Annotated in this window: 16 protein-coding genes, 2 tRNA genes and 1 other RNA gene; 9 read left to right on the forward strand and 10 right to left on the reverse strand. The window is 56.2% G+C overall.

Annotated features, from left to right (window positions below; genetic code table 11):
* Nucleotides 1-102: 102 nt before the first annotated feature.
* Entirely contained in the window at nt 103-516 is a 414-nt protein-coding gene (gene hns / locus ACOTZC_RS06145) for a histone-like nucleoid-structuring protein H-NS (protein ID WP_008502781.1), read from the forward strand.
* Nucleotides 517-717: 201 nt separating this feature from the next.
* On the opposite strand, the gene galU is transcribed toward hns, so the two are convergent.
* The 3 genes from galU to rssA all read right to left on the reverse strand — a co-directional run bounded on the left by galU (nt 718) and on the right by rssA (nt 3,834).
* Nucleotides 718-1,626, reverse strand: a complete 909-nt coding sequence (gene galU, locus ACOTZC_RS06150) for a UTP--glucose-1-phosphate uridylyltransferase GalU (protein WP_008502780.1) — start codon at nt 1,624-1,626, stop codon at nt 718-720.
* Between the two features lie 200 nt (nt 1,627-1,826).
* A complete protein-coding gene (rssB, locus tag ACOTZC_RS06155; RefSeq protein WP_023312101.1) occupies nt 1,827-2,840 on the reverse strand; it encodes a two-component system response regulator RssB in 1,014 nt (337 codons plus the stop codon).
* Between the two features lie 91 nt (nt 2,841-2,931).
* Complete coding sequence (gene rssA, locus ACOTZC_RS06160) at nt 2,932-3,834, reverse strand: patatin-like phospholipase RssA (RefSeq protein ID WP_045404939.1); 903 nt, start codon at nt 3,832-3,834, stop codon at nt 2,932-2,934.
* A gap of 114 nt (nt 3,835-3,948) precedes the next feature.
* Between rssA and ACOTZC_RS06165 the strand changes: the two genes are divergently transcribed.
* The 5 genes from ACOTZC_RS06165 to ACOTZC_RS06185 all read left to right on the forward strand — a co-directional run bounded on the left by ACOTZC_RS06165 (nt 3,949) and on the right by ACOTZC_RS06185 (nt 5,834).
* On the forward strand, nt 3,949-4,407 hold the full coding sequence (locus ACOTZC_RS06165; protein WP_045404942.1) for a YchJ family protein: 459 nt from the start codon (nt 3,949-3,951) through the stop codon (nt 4,405-4,407).
* Between the two features lie 46 nt (nt 4,408-4,453).
* Nucleotides 4,454-5,296 carry a formyltetrahydrofolate deformylase gene (gene purU, locus ACOTZC_RS06170; RefSeq protein WP_023312104.1) on the forward strand — a complete coding sequence of 281 codons (843 nt, stop codon included), beginning with the start codon at nt 4,454-4,456 and terminating at the stop codon, nt 5,294-5,296.
* A gap of 157 nt (nt 5,297-5,453) precedes the next feature.
* Nucleotides 5,454-5,538 (forward strand) — tRNA-Tyr (locus tag ACOTZC_RS06175).
* Nucleotides 5,539-5,573: 35 nt separating this feature from the next.
* Nucleotides 5,574-5,658: transfer RNA gene (locus ACOTZC_RS06180), tRNA-Tyr, on the forward strand.
* Nucleotides 5,659-5,703: 45 nt separating this feature from the next.
* Nucleotides 5,704-5,834, forward strand: a non-coding RNA gene (locus tag ACOTZC_RS06185) — RtT sRNA.
* A gap of 118 nt (nt 5,835-5,952) precedes the next feature.
* Here ACOTZC_RS06185 and ACOTZC_RS06190 read toward each other — a convergent pair.
* Nucleotides 5,953-6,396 carry an Lrp/AsnC family transcriptional regulator gene (locus ACOTZC_RS06190; RefSeq protein ID WP_029740417.1) on the reverse strand — a complete coding sequence of 148 codons (444 nt, stop codon included), beginning with the start codon at nt 6,394-6,396 and terminating at the stop codon, nt 5,953-5,955.
* Between the two features lie 108 nt (nt 6,397-6,504).
* Between ACOTZC_RS06190 and ACOTZC_RS06195 the strand changes: the two genes are divergently transcribed.
* Entirely contained in the window at nt 6,505-7,401 is an 897-nt protein-coding gene (locus tag ACOTZC_RS06195) for a DMT family transporter (protein ID WP_421635664.1), read from the forward strand.
* On the opposite strand, the gene narI is transcribed toward ACOTZC_RS06195, so the two are convergent.
* The 5 genes from narI to ACOTZC_RS06220 all read right to left on the reverse strand — a co-directional run bounded on the left by narI (nt 7,398) and on the right by ACOTZC_RS06220 (nt 15,834).
* On the reverse strand, nt 7,398-8,075 hold the full coding sequence (gene narI / locus ACOTZC_RS06200) for a respiratory nitrate reductase subunit gamma (RefSeq protein WP_023312107.1): 678 nt from the start codon (nt 8,073-8,075) through the stop codon (nt 7,398-7,400). The two genes, ACOTZC_RS06195 and narI, sit on opposite strands and share 4 nt — an antisense overlap.
* On the reverse strand, nt 8,075-8,785 hold the full coding sequence (gene narJ / locus ACOTZC_RS06205; RefSeq protein ID WP_126786824.1) for a nitrate reductase molybdenum cofactor assembly chaperone: 711 nt from the start codon (nt 8,783-8,785) through the stop codon (nt 8,075-8,077). The genes narI and narJ overlap by 1 nt, the downstream gene beginning before the upstream one ends.
* The gene (gene narH / locus ACOTZC_RS06210) at nt 8,782-10,317 is read right to left on the reverse strand and encodes a nitrate reductase subunit beta (protein WP_023312109.1); all 1,536 of its coding nucleotides are present in this window, start codon (nt 10,315-10,317) and stop codon (nt 8,782-8,784) included. Before narH ends, narJ begins: the two co-directional genes overlap by 4 nt.
* The gene (locus ACOTZC_RS06215; RefSeq protein WP_163353897.1) at nt 10,314-14,057 is read right to left on the reverse strand and encodes a nitrate reductase subunit alpha; all 3,744 of its coding nucleotides are present in this window, start codon (nt 14,055-14,057) and stop codon (nt 10,314-10,316) included. Before ACOTZC_RS06215 ends, narH begins: the two co-directional genes overlap by 4 nt.
* Nucleotides 14,058-14,436: 379 nt before the next feature.
* Entirely contained in the window at nt 14,437-15,834 is a 1,398-nt protein-coding gene (locus tag ACOTZC_RS06220) for a NarK family nitrate/nitrite MFS transporter (RefSeq protein WP_047741763.1), read from the reverse strand.
* Nucleotides 15,835-16,143: 309 nt separating this feature from the next.
* Here ACOTZC_RS06220 and narX point away from each other — a divergent pair, with 309 nt between their 5' ends.
* Together narX and narL are read left to right on the forward strand one after the other, a co-directional pair.
* Nucleotides 16,144-17,940 carry a nitrate/nitrite two-component system sensor histidine kinase NarX gene (gene narX / locus ACOTZC_RS06225; RefSeq protein WP_045404960.1) on the forward strand — a complete coding sequence of 599 codons (1,797 nt, stop codon included), beginning with the start codon at nt 16,144-16,146 and terminating at the stop codon, nt 17,938-17,940.
* A complete protein-coding gene (gene narL, locus ACOTZC_RS06230) occupies nt 17,933-18,583 on the forward strand; it encodes a two-component system response regulator NarL (protein WP_045404962.1) in 651 nt (216 codons plus the stop codon). The genes narX and narL overlap by 8 nt, the downstream gene beginning before the upstream one ends.
* 3 nt (nt 18,584-18,586) lie before the next feature.
* Here the strand turns inward: narL and ACOTZC_RS06235 are convergent, their stop codons facing one another.
* On the reverse strand, nt 18,587-19,993 hold the full coding sequence (locus ACOTZC_RS06235) for a YchO/YchP family invasin (protein ID WP_421635665.1): 1,407 nt from the start codon (nt 19,991-19,993) through the stop codon (nt 18,587-18,589).
* Nucleotides 19,994-20,012: the final 19 nt, after the last annotated feature.

Here is a 20,012-nt window from a genome sequence, read left to right on the forward strand (position 1 = left end):
ATTTTTTGAATTCCTTACATTCCTGGCTATTGCACAACTGAATTTATGGCTCTATTATTAGGTCAACAAACCACCCCCCATTATAAGTTTGAGATTACTACAATGAGCGAAGCACTTAAAATTCTGAACAACATCCGTACTCTTCGTGCGCAGGCAAGAGAATGCACCCTCGAAACGCTTGAAGAAATGCTGGAAAAATTAGAAGTTGTAGTTAATGAACGTCGTGAAGAAGAAAGCGCAGCTGCTGCTGAAATCGAAGAACGTACTCGTAAACTGCAGCAATATCGTGAAATGCTGATTGCTGATGGTATCGATCCAAATGAATTGCTGAACAGCATGGCTGCAGCTAAAACCGGTACTAAAGCCAAGCGTGCCGCTCGTCCTGCTAAATATAGCTACGTTGACGAGAACGGCGAAACTAAAACCTGGACTGGCCAGGGCCGCACTCCTGCTGTTATCAAGAAAGCCATGGACGAACAAGGCAAACAGCTGGACGACTTCCTGATCAAGGATTAATCCAACCGTATTCAGAAAAATCCCGCGTAATGCGGGATTTTTTTTAACCTAAATTTGTCGCAAACAACCCCTTACACTCTGTCATAAAGCATTATTTGGCAATTTTAATAACTGTACTTAGAGACAGGTTTCAGAAGTGTTTAGGGCATAAAAAAACCGGTGGGCAGCGCCTCACCGGTTTCGGACATATGTAACCGTGGCTTATTTCTTAATACCTACGCTCTCTTTGAGCCAGGTTTTAAATTCTTCACCAAGAGTATTGTGGCGAATACCATATTCAACGAACGCCTGCATATAACCAAGCTTATTACCGCAGTCATGGCTCTTACCTTTCATATGGTAAGCCTCAACGGTCTCTTTCTCGATCAGCATATCAATGGCATCCGTCAGCTGAATCTCATCCCCCGCTCCTGGAGGCGTTTTCGCCAGCAGAGGCCAGATTTCAGCGCTCAGGACATAGCGACCTACAACGGCCAGGTTTGAAGGCGCTACGTCGGCTTTAGGCTTCTCTACCACGCCAACCATTGGCACGCTTTCGCCCGGTTCAAGGTTAACGCCTTTGCAGTCAACCACACCGTATGCCGTCACGTCTTCAACAGGCTCAACCATGATCTGGCTGCTGCCGGTTTCGTCGAAACGTTTGATCATCTCAGCAAGGTTATCCTGAGAAAGATCGGATTCGTATTCGTCCAGAATTACGTCAGGCAGAATTACCGCTACAGGCTCATCACCTACAACAGGATGTGCACACATCACAGCGTGGCCCAGACCTTTAGCCAGGCCCTGACGAACCTGCATAATGGTAACGTGCGGCGGGCAAATAGACTGAACTTCTTCTAACAGCTGACGCTTAACACGCTTTTCCAGCATGGCTTCAAGTTCAAAGCTTGTATCGAAATGGTTTTCGATAGAGTTTTTTGATGAATGCGTAACCAGCACAATTTCAGTGATGCCGGCTGCGATACATTCATTAACGACATACTGGATTAATGGCTTATCAACCAGAGGCAGCATCTCTTTAGGAATTGCCTTAGTTGCTGGTAACATCCTGGTCCCCAATCCCGCTACCGGGATGACGGCCTTTCTGACTTTCGAATTTAGGGCAGCCATTCAAATTCTCCTGAGCTGTTCAAGTTTTGAACTTTTATGCAATAAATAACGCGTTGAGTATATCAGCCTCGCCCCGCAGTTCGGGTCTGAAAAGAACGCGTTGCCGATCAATTAGGATAAATACGCATGAAACTGGGCAGCGATAGTAGCACTCCCCGTAAAACACAGGTAAAGCAATCTTAAAATTAAGATCCAATTGCTTATTCCGTGGACAACATTAAGCGTAGCCGTCCCCCGGCGCCCCAAATTTGGCACTGCCAGGAGGAACAGCGGTGGCTAATTTGATTAAGATACGCCGTACCCAATGTCCCAAGCGGCACACCGTTACTCACCTCAATATGATGTTCACCGGTATTCAGTGAAGCGTTGAGACCCGCTGAGACGAGGATCAGATTCTTTAAACCGCTGTGGTAATAGCCGACCAGCAGCGGGAACTGTCCGGGCAAATTAGCCTGACGAAAAAGCTGGTTTACCTGTTTGAGCAAACTGCCTAACTCCGGCAGTCGTTGTCCCTGATGCGATAACTGTTCCTGCAGCAAACCATTAAATAGCGCGCGAAGAAGCAACGCGGCTAATACGCCATTATCCCCCGCACGGGTGACATCCAGAGAATAAAACGCAAGGTCGGAATCAGATAATGGTGCGATATCCAGTACCAGTCCCGGCTGGTCAGCCGCCACCAGCTGGCGATAATTTACGCGGCAGTGCGAAATGGTTTGCTGTACGGGCGGCTGAAGTTCTTGCAACAGTTTCGCCGCAGCAGGAGGATCACTCACCAGTGCATCCCAGTCCTGGAAAAGACGCTCCTCTTCCTCTACCCGGGAATTAAACATATTCGGATAAAGGCACGCTAAGACCGTTTCTCGCAGCCGGTTCAGATCCTTGACCGGCTTGAGCAGAATATCCTGGACGCCAAGACGCAATGCTTTGGCGATATCCGCCATATTCTCTGTGGCAGAGATCACCAGAATCGGCGTCTGGTTGCCTTCGTTACGCAGATGTTCAACCAGCTTCAGTCCATTCATGCGCGGCATCTCAATGTCGCAAATCATCAAATCGGGCGTAATGCTGATCATTTTTTCCAGGGCGTCGATACCATCTTCAGCGAGTGAAGTGATTGCTCCCAGCGAGGATAACCACGAATCCAGTAGCGATCGGAAAACGGGCTCGTCTTCTACAATCAAAATGTGTTTTCCGGCCAATGGCTGCGTCATGGTTCCTCCCCTGGCTGACAGTAACTAAATAGTGGCATGCGATCGGCACTATCGCCTGTCAGAATTTGCTGAAGTAGTCAAAAAAAGGTGCTTAACGTGCTGTTTGCACAAAAGGCAACAATTCGTCCATTTTCTTTTCGACGGCTAACGAGCCCGCTGCGATGGCGGCCTCAGCCCGATGGAAATCAAGAGTAGAGATTTGCGGACAGTAAGGCTGAATAAGAATATCTGGCGGGTCGCCTGCCATACGATTGCGCTTAAGGCGGTTCTCCAGAACCTGGATTGACGTGGTCATGATTTCTATCGCCGTCGGCGCGGCAACCGAGCGTCGCGCGGCCATGCGCCCGATTCTGCCGCGCAGGCGCTCATGCCAGGCCAGTTTCTCGCCCTCGGCATCTTCGCTCTGGAGATTGACCGGCATGAGGTCCTGTTGCATCAGGTGGGCGTCGTGCTGCAGGTCGACGGCAATTACGATATCCGCCCCCATTGCACGGGTCAGAGAGATGGGAACCGGATTCACGACGCCACCGTCGACAAGCCAGTAACCGTTGTGTGGGACAGGCGCCATGAGCCCCGGCATGCTGCAGGAGGCGCGCACGGCAAGATGGATATCCCCTTCGGTTAGCCACAGTTCGCGACCCGTACTGAGGTTCGTCGCGACGGCGCCGAAGGGCATCTGACAATCAGTAAAGTTTTCGAGAGGCATCACCTGGCGGAACTGGTTAAAGACGCGTTCGCCGCGCAACAGCCCACCACGCTGCCACGAGAGGTCCATCAGGCGCAGGACGTCCCAGTAGCTGAAGGAGCGCACCCAGGTCTCGAGTTCCGGAAGCTTCCCGCACGCGTAAGCGGAGCCGACAAGCGATCCTATTGAACAACCTGCGACAATATCTACGTTAATGCCCATCTTGTTTAAGGCATTAATCACGCCGATGTGCGACCATCCCCGGGCTGCACCTGAGCCCAGCGCCAGTCCAATTTTAACCTTTCTCATTAGCCCTGTTTTACTTCCCCTGGATTCCTGACATAGCGTCAACGCAACAGCTCAGTTAACATAGTGCAACCCGAAGCGTTTTACGCCTTTATTATTTGTTCCAGGAAGAGAATCGTGTCTCAACTCTGCCCTTGTGGTAGCGCTCTGGAGTATAGCCTATGTTGCCAGCGATATCTGTCTGGCGATCAGGTTGCACCAGACCCGTCACACCTCATGCGTTCACGTTACACTGCTTTTGTGATCAAAGACGCAGACTACCTGATTAAAACCTGGCATCCCTCCTGCCACGCTGACGAATTCAGACAGGACATCGAAGCCGGCTTCGCGAACACGCAGTGGCTCGGCCTTACCGTCTATGAATCCTCAACGGGCAGCCATGTTGATGAAGGTTACGTCAGCTTTGTTGCTCGTTTTACCGAGAATAATAAACCTGGTGCCATTATCGAGCGTTCCCGGTTCTTAAAGGAAAGCGGGCAGTGGTATTATATTGACGGAACGCGCCCACAGTTTGGTCGTAACGATCCCTGCCCGTGTGGTTCAGGTAAAAAATTTAAAAAGTGTTGCGGGCAGTAATGCCTGACAACCCAGACTTCGCAAATACAAACAGGATTTCCCGGCGATGCAATCATTACAACGTAAAGTTCTGCGCACCATCTGTCCCGATCAAAAAGGACTGATCGCACGAATTACCAACATTTGCTACAAACATGAACTGAATATCGTGCAGAACAACGAGTTCGTTGACCACCGTACCGGCCGCTTCTTTATGCGTACCGAACTCGAAGGTATTTTCAACGACACCACCCTGCTTGCCGATCTCGACAGCGCGCTTCCGGAAGGTTCCGTACGCGAGCTGACCCCAGCCGGTCGACGCCGCATCGTGATCCTGGTGACCAAAGAAGCACACTGTCTGGGCGACCTGCTGATGAAAGCAAACTACGGCGGTCTGGACGTGGAAATAGCTGCCGTTATTGGCAACCATGAGACGCTGCGCACGTTGGTCGAGCGTTTTGATATTCCGTTTGAGCTGGTTAGCCACGAAGGTCATACCCGTGAAGAACACGACGATCTGATGGCCCAGGCCATTGAAGCGCATAACCCGGACTACGTGGTGCTGGCGAAATACATGCGCGTGTTAACGCCATCCTTCGTGGCGCGTTTCCCGAACAAGATCATCAACATTCACCACTCGTTCCTGCCAGCCTTTATTGGCGCGCGTCCCTACCACCAGGCGTACGAGCGCGGCGTGAAGATCATCGGTGCAACCGCACACTACGTGAATGACAACCTGGACGAAGGTCCAATCATCATGCAGGACGTGATTCACGTGGATCACACCTACACGGCCGAGGACATGATGCGTGCAGGGCGTGACGTTGAGAAGAACGTGCTGAGCCGTGCGCTGTATCAGGTACTGGCGCAGCGTGTCTTTGTCTACGGCAACAGAACCATCATTCTTTAATCTTTCGGAAAATGAATTGATTAGCTTTGCGCCTTTACGGATAAAAAGCAGGCAAACAGCTTCATTCCCCTAAAGGAATGCTTTACAGGGGCGCCTCATTTGATATGATGCGCCCCGCTTCCAGCAGGAAGCAGGCCAGTAAAAAGTATTACCCCGTGGTGGGGTTCCCGAGCGGCCAAAGGGAGCAGACTGTAAATCTGCCGTCATCGACTTCGAAGGTTCGAATCCTTCCCCCACCACCATCTCTCAGCATGACCTCAAAATTTGAATTACCCCTGGTGGGGTTCCCGAGCGGCCAAAGGGAGCAGACTGTAAATCTGCCGTCATCGACTTCGAAGGTTCGAATCCTTCCCCCACCACCATCACTTTCAAATGACTCTGAATCTCCTTTTTGCACCAGGCATCATGCATTTTCGTAACGGGGAAGGATGAGAAGCTTCGATTAAGGTTCGATTCGAGCGTAGCGAGAAAGCGTTGCCGCAGGCAACGACCCGAAGGGCGAGGCGCAACGCGCCGAGTAATCCTTCCACCACCACCATCACTTTCAAATAACTCCAAACTTTCTGTTCGCACCACGCATCATGCATTTCTGTAACGAGGAAGCCTTTGTAGGCCGGGTAAGGCGCAGCCGCCACCCGGAAACAGAAACCAGAAGCCTACATCGGCGGCAAACGACGCTTCACCGGCGAACTCTTCACAATCGACGTATTGCACTGGGCATGCTCCGCCAGGCCGTCCAGCAACACATCCAGCTGCTCTATCGATCGCACCACCAGCCTAATCACAAAGCAATCTTCCCCGGTGACTTTGTCGCTCTCAATACACTCCGGCATCGCCTGAATGTATTTATCCACCTTATGCAACAACCCCGGCAAAGGCCGCACGCGCACCAGCGCCTGCAGCGTATACCCCAGCGCCGCCAGATTCACCCGTGCGCCATACCCCTGAATCACACCGCGCTCTTCCAGCCTTTTCAGGCGTTCTGCCGTGCTGGGGGAAGTCAGACCGATGCGTCCGCTGAGCACCTTCAAAGACATGCGCGCATCTTCGACCAGACAGGCTAAAATTTGTCGGTCGATATCATCGAGAAGGTATTCCATCCTTTTCACCTAATTTTAAAAAGCCATCACTGCATTTCACCTTATCTCATCCCTGTAAAACCCGACAGCTATTTTCGACAATAGCGTCATACAATCAGGAGGTGGATAATGCGTGATTTCCATAATGGCGTCTGGCAAATGAGCCTGGCGATGTTAATTTCCGGCTCTATCGGTGCGTTTGTTTTACTCAGCGGTCTGCCGGTGACGGAAGTGGTGTTCTGGCGCTGTCTTATCGGGGCAATGGCGCTTTTTATTTTTATCCGGGTAAGTCAAAAGCCCTTCAGTCCCCTCACCCGCACCACGCTCCTGCTGGCCATTCTCGGTGGCGTAGCGCTCCTAGTGAACTGGCTGCTGCTCTTCGCAGCCTATGAGCGGATCTCCATTGGTCTTTCGACGGTGGTCTATAACACCCAGCCGTTTATGCTGGTCCTGATGGGAATGTTTTTAGGTGAACGCGTCAGCCTCGTGAAATGGGGCTGGCTGTTCCTCGCCTTCGGCGGCGTGGTGATCTTGCTCTCCAGCGAGCTGACCGGCGCGCACGGAAGTGAATGGCTCGCCGGAATCGGCCTGGCGATGGCCGCGGCTTTCTTCTATGCGGTCACGGCCATTATTGCCCGCAAGCTCAGATCCGTTGCGCCGCAGCATATTGCCTTTATCCAGGTGCTGACGGGCGTCGTGATGCTTTTGCCGTTTGCCAGCATGCCGTCATTTTCAGGTGATTTCCCCTGGTCGATCCTGCTGACGCTGGGCATCGTCCATACCGGCATTATGTACCAGCTGCTCTACAGCGCGATCCAGAAGCTGCCTACGCCCATTACCGGCTCCCTGTCGTTTATCTATCCGGTGGTGGCGATCGTTGTCGATAATCTGGTGTTCGGACACTCGCTGAACCTGACGCAGCTCGCTGGCGGCGCGCTGATCCTGTTTGCTGCCGCGGGCAATAACCTGGGCTGGGGCGAAAAAAAACCCCGCGAGTGCGGGGTGAGTGTCAAAACGGTGAATTAGCGACGGGCGCGCACAATCTGGTATTTGCGCGTCAGGTACTCCACCGGCGCGCTCCAGATATGCACCAGACGAGAGAACGGGAACAGCACAAACAGCGTCATACCCAGCACCAGGTGAACGCGGAAGATAAACGCCACACCGTCCAGGTGCGCGGATGCTCCGCCGTGGAAGGTCACCACGGACTGCGCCCAGCCGACCAGCTTCATCATTTCGCTGCCGTCCATGTGCTGCGCCGAGAACGGAATGGTCAGCAGGCCCAGCGCGCACTGCACCATCAGCAGGGAGAGGATCAGGATGTCCGCTGCGGTGGTAGTAGCACGCACGCGCGGGCTGAACAGACGACGTTTCAGCAGCAGCAGGCCACCGACCAGAGTCATCACGCCGCAGGCACCGCCGGCGATCATCGCCATCTTCTGCTTCACCTCAATCGGCAGCCACGCTTCATACATCCAGTGCGGCGTCAGCATCCCCAGGAAGTGACCGGCAAAAATCCCCAGAATACCGATGTGGAACAGGTTAGAGCCCACATGCATCCCTTTGCGATCCAGCATCTGGCTGGAGGCCGCACGCCAGGTGTACTGGCCGTAGTCGTAACGCAGCCAGCTTCCCACCAGGAACACGGTGCCCGCGATATACGGGTAGATGTCAAAGAAGAACATATTCAGGAAGTGCATTAGTGCCGTCCTCCGTTAGAGATATTCAAATATTGCGGGGCAACCGCGCCGGCAAAACGACGCTGGTGAGCGGAGATTTCAGACTCGCCGCAGTTCTGGTCAGCAAAGAATTTCACCTGCTCTTCTTCCCAGACCGCATCCAGCGCTTGTGGCGTATCATCGCGGGCTTCATCCGCAATTTTCTCCGCCACTTTTTTACTGTCGACCGAGGCGTTGGCCAGCTTCACCAGCAGATCGAACAGCACCGCATAGCGGCTCTCCCGCTGCTGAAGACGCGCGCCGAGCAGCGCCAGGATCGGCGCGATATCCTGCAGACCGCCCAGCGCCTCTTCTTTCGGCAGCTGCGCCAGGTACTCCAGATACAACGGCAGATGATCCGGCAGCTCGCGGCTGTCGAGCTGCAGGCCGTGCTGTTCGTACTGGGCCATCAGGTCCACCATCGCCTGACCGCGGTCACGGGATTCACCGTGAACGTGTTCAAACAGCAGCAGCGAGGTCGCACGCCCCCGGTCAAACAGCTGGCTGTAGTCCGACTGGGCATCCAGAAGGTCGCGCGCCAGCAGATCGCGGAGGAAAACACCAAGCCGCTGGGCATCGTCTTTATCCAGGTTTTCAGATGACGCGAGTGCATCAAAGAGTTCCTGCTGATGCTGCGCAAGCGCAGCATCCGGGTACTCGAGCAGACGCGAAACAATGACGAGTTCAATCATTGGTGCGGCTCCGTTTTGCTGGTCACATCCATGGCATCGATGCGGCGGCTGTTGAACAGGTTGAATTTGCTGTCTGACCCGTGGCAGCCGTCGCCAAAGGTAAAGCCACAGCCATTTTTTTCCGGGAAGGCTTCGCGGGCCAGCTCGCGGTGGCTGCTCGGCACCACGAAACGGTCTTCGTAGTTGGCAATCGCCAGATAGCGGTACATCTCCTGCGCCTGCGCTTCGGTCAGGCCAACCTCTTCCAGCGCGCGGGTATCGGTCACACCGTCTACGGTTTCCGCACGTTTGAAGTGACGCATCGCCAGCATACGCTTCAGCGCGAGCAGGACCGGCTGGGTATCCCCTGCGGTCAACAGGTTCGCCAGGTACTGAACCGGAATACGCAGGCTTTCCACGTCCGGCAGGATGCCGTTGCTGCCCAGCTCGCCCGCGTCAGCCGCGGACTGAATCGGCGACAGCGGCGGCACGTACCAGACCATCGGCAGGGTGCGGTATTCCGGGTGCAGCGGCAGCGCGAGCTTCCAGTCCATCGCCATTTTGTACACCGGTGACTGCTGCGCCGCGTCAATCACGCTCTGCGGCACGCCGTCCTTCAGCGCCTGCTCAATCACCTTCGGATCGTTCGGATCGAGGAACACGTCCAGCTGACGCTGATAAAGATCTTTCTCGTGCTCGGTGCTCGCGGCGTTTTCAATCGCGTCCGCGTCATACAGCAGCACGCCGAGGTAGCGAATACGGCCTACGCAGCTTTCTGAGCAGACGGTCGGCATTCCGGCTTCAATACGCGGGTAGCAGAAGATGCACTTCTCAGATTTACCGCTCTTCCAGTTGAAGTAGATTTTTTTGTACGGGCAGCCGGTGATGCACATGCGCCAGCCGCGGCACTTGTCCTGGTCGATCAGCACGATGCCGTCTTCTTCACGCTTGTAGATGGCGCCGCTCGGGCAGGTCGCCACGCACGCCGGGTTGAGGCAGTGCTCGCACAGGCGCGGCAGATACATCATGAAGGTGTTTTCGAATTGGCCGTACATCGCCTTCTGCATATTCTCGAAGTTCTGGTCTTTGGCGCGTTTCTCGAACTCGCCGCCCAGAATCTCTTCCCAGTTTGGACCGCTGGTAATTTTGTCCATGCGCTGACCGGTGATCAGCGAGCGAGGACGGGCGATCGGCTGGTGCTTGCTTTCCGGCGCGTTGTGCAGGTTCTGGTAGTCGTAGTCAAACGGCTCGTAGTAATCGTCGATGCCCGGCAGGTGCGGGTTAGCGAAGATTTTTCCCAGCAGCATCGCGCGGTTACCCATGCGCGGCTGCAGCTTGCCGTTGATTTTACGGATCCAGCCGCCCTTCCACTTCTCCTGGTTTTCCCAGTCGGTCGGGAAGCCGGTGCCCGGCTTGCTTTCCACGTTGTTGAACCAGGCGTACTCCATACCTTCGCGGCTGGTCCAGACGTTTTTACAGGTGACCGAGCAGGTATGGCAGCCGATGCATTTATCCAGATTCAGCACCATGCCGACTTGTGAACGAATTTTCATTTTACGCTCTCCTGTACCTGGTCATTACCTTCGCCGTCTAACCAGTTAATATTCTTCATCTTACGAACCACTACGAACTCATCGCGGTTCGATCCTACGGTGCCGTAGTAGTTAAAGCCGTAGGCCAGCTGCGCATAGCCACCGATCATGTGGGTCGGCTTCGGCGTAATACGGGTCACGGAGTTGTGGATCCCGCCGCGCTGCTCGGTAATTTCTGACCCCGGCAGGTTAACGATACGTTCCTGCGCGTGATACATCATGGTCATCCCGGCCGGTACGCGCTGGCTCACCACCGCACGCGCCGTCAGGGCACCGTTGCTGTTGAACACTTCGATCCAGTCGTTATCTTCAATACCCAGATCTTTGGCATCCGTTTCGCTCATCCAGACAATCGGACCGCCGCGCGACAGCGTCAGCATCAGCAGGTTGTCGCTGTAGGTGGAGTGGATCCCCCACTTCTGGTGCGGCGTCAGGAAGTTCAGCGCCTTCTCTGGGTTACCGTTCGATTTCGCGCCCATAACTGCGGTCACGGAGCGGGTGTCGATTGGCGGACGGTAAACCAGCAGGCTTTCACCGAAGTCGCGCATCCACTGGTGATCCTGATACAGCGACTGACGGCCGGACAGGGTGCGCCATGGGATTAGCTCGTGAACGTTGGTGTAGCCCGCGTTATAGGACACATGCTCATCTTCCAGGCCTGACCAGGTCGGGCTGGAGATAATCTTGCGCGGCTGCGCCTGAATATCGCGGAAGCGGATTTTCTCTTCCTCTTTATTCGTCGCCAGGTGCGTATGGTCACGGCCGGTGAACTCGCTCAGGGCCGCCCAGGCTTTCACCGCGACGTGGCCGTTGGTTTCCGGGGCCAGGGTCAGGATCATCTCTGCCGCATCAATCGCCGTGTTCAGCATAGGCTGGCCTTTCGCCGGGCCGTCCGCTTTGGTGTAGTTGAGCTTGCGCAGCAGATCCATTTCGCTCTGGGTGTTCCAGGCGATCCCCTTCCCGCCGTTACCGATTTTCTCCATCAGCGGGCCGATAGAGGTAAAGCGCTCGTAGGTTGCCGGATAGTCGCGTTCAACCGGAATAATGTGCGGCGCGGTTACGCCCGGGATCAGGTCGCATTCGCCTTTTTTCCAGTCCTTCACGTCCAGCGGTTGCGCAAGTTCGGCGGCAGAGTCGTGCTGGATTGGCAGCGTCACCACGTCGGTCTCTTTGCCGAGGTGCCCTACGCAGACTTCGGAGAATTTCTTCGCGATGTCTTTGTAGATATCCCAGTCGCTTTTTGATTCCCACGCAGGGTCAACGGCCGCAGACAGCGGATGAATAAACGGATGCATATCCGAGGTATTCATGTCGTCTTTTTCGTACCAGGTCGCGGTTGGCAGCACGATGTCGGAGTACAGGCAGGTGCTGGACAGACGGAAGTCGAGCGTCACCACCAGATCCAGCTTGCCGTCGAGACCGTTGTCTTTCCACTCCACCTCTTCCGGCTTCACGCCGCCCTGCTTGCCGAGATCTTTCCCCTGGATACCGTTTTCGGTACCGAGCAGGTATTTCAGCATGTACTCGTGGCCTTTACCGGACGACCCCAGCAGGTTGGAGCGCCAGATGAACAGGTTACGCGGATGGTTTTTACCGTTCTCCGGCTGTTCTGCCGCGAAGCGGATTGAGCCATCCTTCAGAGATTTCACGGTATAATCCACCGGTGACATGCCCGCCTGCTTCGCCGCTTCCGCAATGCGCAGCGGGTTAGTGCCCAGCTGCGGCGCCGACGGCAGCCAGCCCATGCGTTCAGCACGCACGTTGAAGTCAATAAGGTGGCCGCTGTAGCGGGATTTATCCGCCATCGGCGACAGCAGCTCCTGCGCGGTGACCGTTTCGTAGCGCCACTGGCTGGAGTGGTTATAGAAGTAGGAGGTGCTGTTCATATGGCGTGCCGGACGCTGCCAGTCGAGGGCAAACGCCAGAGGCTGCCAGCCGGTCTGCGGACGCAGTTTCTCCTGGCCGACGTAGTGCGCCCAGCCGCCGCCGCTCTGACCGACGCAGCCGCAGAAGATCAGCATGTTGATCAGGCCACGGTAGTTCATATCGAGGTGATACCAGTGGTTCAGACCGGCACCGACGATGATCATCGAACGGCCGTGCGTTTTGTCCGCGTTTTCTGCGAACTCGCGTGCGATACGGGTAATGTGCGAGCGAGGAACTCCGGTAATCTGTTCCGCCCAGGCCGGGGTGTAGGCCTTCACGTCGTCATAGCCGGTTGCACAGTTTTCATCGCCCAGGCCGCGCTCCAGACCGTAGTTCGCCATGGTCAGGTCATAAACGGTGGTGACCAGCGCGGTAGAGCCGTCGGCCAACTGCAGGCGCTTAACCGGCAGCTTGTGCATCAGTACGTTTTTCAGTTCAACCTTGTTGAAGTGCTCGGAACCTTCGCCGCCGAAGTACGGGAACCCGACCTCGGCGATCTCGTCCTGGCTGCCCAGCATGCTGAGGCGCAGCTCAGTCTCTTCGCCGGTGGTGCCGTTACGTTGCTCAAGGTTCCACTTGCCCTTCTCGCCCCAGCGGAAGCCGATAGAGCCGTTTGGCGCCACCAGCTCGCCGTTGCTGTTATACGCAACGGTTTTCCACTCAGGATTATTTTCCTGGCCCAGCGAATCCACCAGATCGGCTGCGCGCAGCGTGCGGCCAGCGGCATAATAGCCCTCACGCTCTTCCAGCATGACCAGCATCGGCATGTCGGTGTAGCGGCGAACGTAGTCGGTGAAGTACTGGCTTGGCTTATCAAGATGGAATTCGCGCAGCATGACGTGCCCCATCGCCATCGCCATCGCGGCATCGGTACCCTGTTTCGGTGCCAGCCACAGATCGCAGAGCTTGGCGATTTCCGCGTAGTCAGGGGTTACCGCCACGGTTTTGGTGCCTTTGTAACGGACTTCAGTAAAGAAGTGCGCGTCCGGCGTACGGGTCTGAGGAACGTTTGAACCCCAGGCGATGATGTAGCTGGAGTTGTACCAGTCCGCGGATTCCGGCACATCGGTCTGCTCGCCCCAGGTCTGCGGAGACGCAGGCGGCAGGTCACAGTACCAGTCGTAGAAGCTCAGGCAGGTCCCGCCGATTAAGGAGAGATAGCGCGCGCCGGAGGCGTAAGAGACCATCGACATCGCCGGGATCGGCGAGAAGCCAGCCACACGGTCAGGACCGTAGGTTTTAACGGTGTAGACGTTGGAGGCGGCAATCAGCTCGTTTACCTCTTTCCATGAGGAGCGAACGAAACCGCCGCGACCGCGAGCCTGCTTGAAGCTTTTTGCTTTGTCAGCGTCTTCGATGATGGACGCCCAGGCATCCACCGGATCGCTGTGCTGCACTTTCGCTTCACGCCACATTTTCATCAGGCGCTTGCGCATCAGCGGGTATTTCAGACGGTTAGCGCTGTAGAGATACCAGGAGTAGCTGGCACCGCGCGGGCAGCCGCGCGGTTCGTGGTTTGGCATATCCGGACGGGTGCGCGGATAGTCGGTCTGCTGCATTTCCCAGGTCACCAGACCGTTTTTAACGAAAATCTTCCAGCTGCATGAACCGGTACAGTTCACGCCGTGGGTCGAACGGACGACTTTGTCATGCTGCCAGCGCTGGCGGTAACCGTCTTCCCAGTCCCGGTTGGTATCCAGAACCTGGCCGTGCCCATCGGCAAAAGTTTCACCCTTCTGTTTGAAGTAGCGAAACCGGTCCAAAAATTTGCTCATCGGGTATCTCCTGTGTGGAGCCTGTGGCTCTCTAAATCGACATTGCTGATTTGCAGCGAAGGTAACGCCCTGAAAGAGGGGGAGAATTGATAACGATCAAGACGAGGAGGGACTTTTCGGGGAGGGGTTATACCAAATACCACCAAAGCGGTATCTTCAAAAATTTCATATCATCATGAAATATAGAGTTATTTTTATTTTATCGTACAAAAAGCCAGTCAAAATTTAACATCTCAGGTATTAAGGGGTAGACCCACCTGCAAAGCGATGGCGATCACAGTGCCGCCGCAGGCGTCTGCCGTAAGAGCCGTAAGTATGTTGTAACTATTATGCTGGAAAAAAAACGCGGCCCGAAGGCCGCGTAAACGGATAATCACACTTACTTATTTTTCTTGGTATTACGGCCATATACCAGCCACGTAATCACGACGCAGGCGATATAGAAGACGAGGAAAACTTTCATGGCGCCGGCCGGTGAGCCGGTCAGATCCAGAGAGATACCGAACGCTTTCGGGATAAAGAAGCCGCCAATCGCGCCGATGGCAGAGATAAAGCCCAGCGCTGCGGCTGTATCCGTCGCCGCTTCGCGCATGGCCTGCTCTTCGCTCCCGCCCTGCGCCTTCACGCGATCCATGGTCAGCTTACGGAAGATCACGGAGATCATCTGGAAGGTGGATGCACTCCCCAGCCCAGCCGTCAGGAACAGCACCATAAATACGCCGAAGAAGGCGATGAAGTTACCACCCTGTCCGTCGGCGGGCAGCGTCAGGAACAGCAGCGCGCAGAAGACTGCCATCACGACGAAGTTGACCAGCGTCACGCGGGTACCGCCCAGGCGGTCAGAGACCATGCCGCCCAACGAGCGAGCAAGGGCGCCAATAAATGGACCGAAGAAGGCGAACTGCAGGATCTGCACGTCCGGGAACTGCGTTTTCGACAGCATCGCGAAGCCCGCCGAGAAGCCGATAAACGAACCGAAGGTGGCCAGATACAGCAGCGCCATCACCCAAAGGTGTCCACGCTTCAGCACCGGAAGCTGCTCGCTCAGTGACGCTTTCGACGCGGACAGGTCATTCATAAAGAACCAGGCTGCGAGGGTGAAGATCACCAGGAACGGCACCCAAATCCACGCTGCGTTTTGCAGGTACAGATAAGAACCATTCGCCTGCTCAACGCCACCGCCGCCAAAGGCCGCAAAAATGGAGACCGAGATCGCCAGCGGGGCAATGAGCTGCATCACGCTAACGCCCATATTCCCCAGACCGCCGTTAATACCCAGCGCGCCGCCCTGCTTCGCTTTCGGGAAGAAGAAGCTGATGTTCGCCATGCTGGAGGCGAAGTTCGCGCCCGCAAAACCGCACAGCAGGGAGATAATCACGAACACGCTGAACGGCGTAGAGGTATCCTGCACCGCGAAGCCGAGCCACACGCAGGGGACGATCATGATGCCCGTACTGAACGCCGTCCAGCGACGACCGCCAAACACCGGCACCATAAACGCGTAAGGTACACGCAGCAGCGCGCCGGACAGCGACGGCAGCGCGGTCAGCATAAACAGCTGATCGGTCGTAAACGTAAAACCCACTTTCGGCAGGTTTACCGCCACCGCGCTAAACAACATCCATACGCAAAACGCTAATAACAAGCACGGCACGGAAATCCACAGATTCCGGCTGGCTACACGATGGCCGCGCTGTTGCCAGAACGCCGGATCCTCTGGACGCCAGTCAGTAATAACGGCACCATTTTCCCTTTCGGGAGCGGATGAGTGACTCATAGACACCTCTGATTCTCGAATGATGCTGCAAACATTAGGGTTTTAGGGCGGCGGTAAGTTGATATAAATCAAAGGAAAAGTGGGAGGATTTGCGGCGCAAAAAAAGGTCTTATCCTTAGTGAGTAGGCAAATTCGGTAAAAAAGACGTGGTTTTTCACGGCACTGAAGGTTCCTGGCTACCCCCACCTCCTTCCCCCTACTCCGTTGGCAATTTAGGGGTAATCCTTTATTGGTATGGGTATACTCCAGGGTATGCACCAGAATAGCGCCATTCCTGCAAGCAGGCCACGTCAGGAGCACGCCACCTCTATGTTAAAAAGATGTTTATCTCCGCTGACGCTCGTGAATCAGCTCGCTCTGATTGTTTTGCTGTCCACCGCCATCGGCGTGACCGGCATGGCGATCTCCGGCTGGCTGGTACAGGGCGTACAGGGTAATGCGCATGCCATCAACGAGGCAGGCTCGCTACGCATGCAGAGTTATCGCCTGCTGGCGTCGGTCCCCCTGACGCAGGACGATCGGCCCCTGATTGATGAAATGGAGCGCACGGTCTTCAGCCCCGAGCTGGAAAACGCCGCCATCCGCGCCGGTCAGCAATCCCAGCTTAACGCCCTTCAGGGCTACTGGCACACCCAACTGCAGCCCGGGCTGAAACAGGCGCGAAGCACAGAAACCGTTGCGCAGGACGTGGCGGGGTTCGTCTCACGTATTGATGCGCTGGTCTCCGCTTTTGACCAGACAACCGAATTACGCATCGACCGGGTGGTGATGGTGCACCGCGCAATGGCGCTGTTTATGGGGCTGCTGCTGATCTTCACCATCGTCTGGCTCCGCGCGCGGCTGCTGAACCCGTGGAAACAGCTGCTGGCGATGGCCCGCGCGGTCACCGCACGCGATTTTACCCAGCGCACGCACATCAGCGGGCGCAACGAGATGGCCATGCTTGGCCAGGCGCTCAACACCATGTCGGCAGAGCTCTCCGAGAGCTACGCGGTACTGGAACAGCGCGTTCAGGAAAAAACGGCGGGACTGGAGCAGAAAAACGAGATCCTCTCCTTCCTGTGGCAAGCCAACCGCCGTCTGCACATGCAGGTGCCGCTATGCGAGCGCCTCTCTCCGGTGCTGAACGGCCTGCAAAATCTGACCCTGCTGCAAGACCTTGAGCTGCGCGTCTACGACGTGGAAGACGAAGATAACCATCAGGAATTTACCTGCCAGTCGGATATGTCGTGCGATGACAAAGGCTGCCATCTTTGCCCTCGCGGCCTGCCGCCTCTGACGTCCGGCGGCACCACCCTCAAGTGGCGTCTGACCGACAGCCACACCCAGTACGGTATTCTGCTGGCAACGCTGCCAGCCGGGCGTCACCTGAGCCACGACCAGCAGCAGCTGGTTGATACGCTGGTCGAACAGTTAACGGCCACGCTGGCGCTCGACAGGCATCAGGAAAAGCAGCAGCAGCTGATCGTCATGGAAGAGCGCGCGACCATCGCCCGCGAGCTTCACGACTCGATTGCCCAGTCGCTCTCCTGTATGAAAATGCAGGTGAGCTGCCTGCAGATGCAGGATGCAGAGATGCCGGAAAGCAATAAGCAGCTGCTTAGCCAGATCCGCAACGAGCTGAACACCTCCTGGGTGCAGCTTCGCGAGCTGCTGACCACCTTCCGCCTGCAGCTGACCGAGCCGGGCCTGCGTCCGGCGCTGGAGGCCAGCTGTCATGAATTTAGCGCCCGGCTGGGGTTCCCGGTGAAGCTTGACTACCAGCTGCCGCCGCGGTTTGTCCCCTCCCATCAGGCCATACATTTACTGCAGATCGCCCGTGAAGCGCTGAGCAACGTGCTCAAGCACTCCGGCGCGACGGCGGTAACGGTCACCGTCAGCCAGCACAACAACCAGGTGAAGCTTACGGTTCACGACAACGGCCGCGGCGTGCCGGAAAATGCCGAACGCACAAACCACTATGGTTTAATTATTATGCGAGACCGCGCCCAAAGCCTGCGCGGTGATTGCCAGGTTCGCCGGAGAGAGACGGGCGGCACGGAAGTTGTCGTCACCTTTATTCCCGAGAAACCGCTTACAACTGCTCAAGGAGAAACCCATGACTAATCAGGAACCGGCATCCATCCTGCTGATCGACGACCATCCGATGCTGCGTACTGGCGTGAAACAGCTGGTCAGCATGGCGCCCGATATCACCGTGGTGGGCGAAGCCAGCAGCGGTGAACAGGGCATTGAGCTTGCCGAATCCCTCGATCCCGATCTGATCCTGCTCGATCTGAATATGCCCGGCATGAACGGTCTGGAAACCCTCGACAAGCTGCGGGAAAAATCGCTTTCCGGGCGCATCGTCGTCTTTAGCGTGTCGAACCATGAAGAGGATGTGGTCACGGCGCTGAAGCGCGGGGCGGATGGTTATCTGCTCAAAGATATGGAGCCGGAAGACTTGCTTAAGGCGCTGCAGCAGGCCGCGGCGGGCGAGATGGTTCTCAGCGAAGCCTTAACGCCGGTGCTGGCCGCCAGCCTGCGCGCCAATCGCGCCACCTCTGACCGCGACGTCAGCCAGTTAACCCCGCGCGAGCGCGATATTCTCAAACTCATTGCCCAGGGGCTGCCAAATAAGATGATCGCCCGCCGCCTGGACATCACCGAAAGCACGGTCAAAGTGCACGTGAAGCATATGCTGAAGAAAATGAAGCTTAAATCCCGCGTTGAAGCCGCGGTGTGGGTGCATCAGGAACGCATTTTTTAAGGATTACTCCTCCGGCAGAAGCTTCCAGCGCGGGTCGTTGTCGGGCAATGCGACCAGCGGCTGCACGACTGTCAGCACGATCTCATTGGACGAGACGCGCTGGCCTTTCTCATCTTCCACCACCGCCGACAGGTGCCAGCGGTTTGTTGCCCCTTCACCGTCATTCCAGGCAGGCATAATCACACTCCAGCCGTCGCTGCTGTTGCTTTTGGCCGGCGACGTCAGGCTCAGCGCCTGCGTATCCCCCTGCCAGTGGATCTGACGAATGCCGTGCGTACTGCGGACCTGGAGCTTCAGCATGACGGTCTCGCCCCCTTTCAGATCCCACGGCGGCGTTGCCAGCCAGACGGACAGCGTTTTACGCTGGCGGAACTCCATCACCGGCAGGCTAGTGCGCTCCGGCGAGTCGTAGCGGCTTCCGCGCAGGGAGCGCGTGGCGGCGACTTCACCGGCGGAAAGCTGCTTCACCAGCGGCACGCCAAAGCGATAGTTGAGCTTCAGCCCGAGGTTATTCTGGCTCTCGCCACTTTCGCCCTGCTTGTGCGCGGCGGTCAGGGTGACCAGCGGGACGGGGGTATAGTTAAGCCCCAGATTCACCGCCACCGGATTGTGATAGCCCGTTCCGCTGTTGAAGAGATCGACGTTATCGCCAAAGTATTGCTCGAAGCTCACGCTGGTATTCAGATGATGGAACCACGGCAGCCAGGCTTTAGCAGTGACGTCATATCCGCGCGCCATACGCTTCTCCTGGACGTCGGAGCGGTCGCGCCAGCCGGCAAAGGGCTGATAATAGTTGGCTGACAGGCGCAGATTTTCCCCCCACGCTTCCGCGCCCAGCCCGGCACGCTGCAGGTTTTCATCCAGGAGGTTATCGTAAAAGGTGTTGTAACCCAGCAGCCATTTCCCGGCGATCCAGCGCTGACCGATTCCAGCGTTACTCACCAGGCCATCCGTCTGCTGGGTCAGGCCAAGCTGGCTCCAGCTCAGGTAACGGTTGTTATCGTTCCAGGGGATAAACCAGCTCCCGCTGCTGCCGTTAAATTTGCCATCGTTATCCACCAGTAGGTTCACGCTGGCGTTCCCCCAGGGCGAAAGCCAGGACTCAATCTGCTGATTCACTTCGCCGCTCACCGCGTCGCGCACCTGGCCAAACGCAAACTGACGCGCCTGCTCGCCCGTTGTCAGGCCGTTGTCGGTCATGCTGGCCTCACCGAAGGCTTTCGCCATTTCGGCCAGGTGTTTTTCCCCCTCGCCCGTTGGCGCCGCCATGCCGAGGTCGGGCAAACTATCCCCGTTATTATCAAAGGGATTTTGCGCCTGATGCATAAAGGAATTCGGCGCACCGTGAACGGCTCCGACCGTAAGAAGGGGGAGTAAAAACAGCAAACGAATGCGGGACGATACAGCCATCAACGTCGTCAATAAGAAC

The sequence above is a fragment of the Enterobacter cloacae complex sp. SHL009 genome, from assembly GCF_049237205.1.
Classification (GTDB): domain Bacteria; phylum Pseudomonadota; class Gammaproteobacteria; order Enterobacterales; family Enterobacteriaceae; genus Enterobacter; species Enterobacter cloacae_M.

Excerpts from the sequence above, each read along its gene's own strand:
- ACOTZC_RS06220 (WP_047741763.1), bottom strand. The coding sequence starts at position 15,834 with ATGAGTCACTCATCCGCTCCCGAAAGGGAAAATGGTGCCGTTATTACT.
- purU (WP_023312104.1), top strand. The coding sequence starts at position 4,454 with ATGCAATCATTACAACGTAAAGTTCTGCGCACCATCTGTCCCGATCAA.
- ACOTZC_RS06190 (WP_029740417.1), bottom strand. The coding sequence starts at position 6,396 with ATGGAATACCTTCTCGATGATATCGACCGACAAATTTTAGCCTGTCTG.
- narL (WP_045404962.1), top strand. The coding sequence starts at position 17,933 with ATGACTAATCAGGAACCGGCATCCATCCTGCTGATCGACGACCATCCG.
- narX (WP_045404960.1), top strand. The coding sequence starts at position 16,144 with ATGTTAAAAAGATGTTTATCTCCGCTGACGCTCGTGAATCAGCTCGCT.
- ACOTZC_RS06235 (WP_421635665.1), bottom strand. The coding sequence starts at position 19,993 with ATGGCTGTATCGTCCCGCATTCGTTTGCTGTTTTTACTCCCCCTTCTT.
- narJ (WP_126786824.1), bottom strand. The coding sequence starts at position 8,785 with ATGATTGAACTCGTCATTGTTTCGCGTCTGCTCGAGTACCCGGATGCT.
- narH (WP_023312109.1), bottom strand. The coding sequence starts at position 10,317 with ATGAAAATTCGTTCACAAGTCGGCATGGTGCTGAATCTGGATAAATGC.
- rssA (WP_045404939.1), bottom strand. The coding sequence starts at position 3,834 with ATGAGAAAGGTTAAAATTGGACTGGCGCTGGGCTCAGGTGCAGCCCGG.
- ACOTZC_RS06215 (WP_163353897.1), bottom strand. The coding sequence starts at position 14,057 with ATGAGCAAATTTTTGGACCGGTTTCGCTACTTCAAACAGAAGGGTGAA.
- galU (WP_008502780.1), bottom strand. The coding sequence starts at position 1,626 with ATGGCTGCCCTAAATTCGAAAGTCAGAAAGGCCGTCATCCCGGTAGCG.
- ACOTZC_RS06195 (WP_421635664.1), top strand. The coding sequence starts at position 6,505 with ATGCGTGATTTCCATAATGGCGTCTGGCAAATGAGCCTGGCGATGTTA.
- hns (WP_008502781.1), top strand. The coding sequence starts at position 103 with ATGAGCGAAGCACTTAAAATTCTGAACAACATCCGTACTCTTCGTGCG.
- narI (WP_023312107.1), bottom strand. The coding sequence starts at position 8,075 with ATGCACTTCCTGAATATGTTCTTCTTTGACATCTACCCGTATATCGCG.
- rssB (WP_023312101.1), bottom strand. The coding sequence starts at position 2,840 with ATGACGCAGCCATTGGCCGGAAAACACATTTTGATTGTAGAAGACGAG.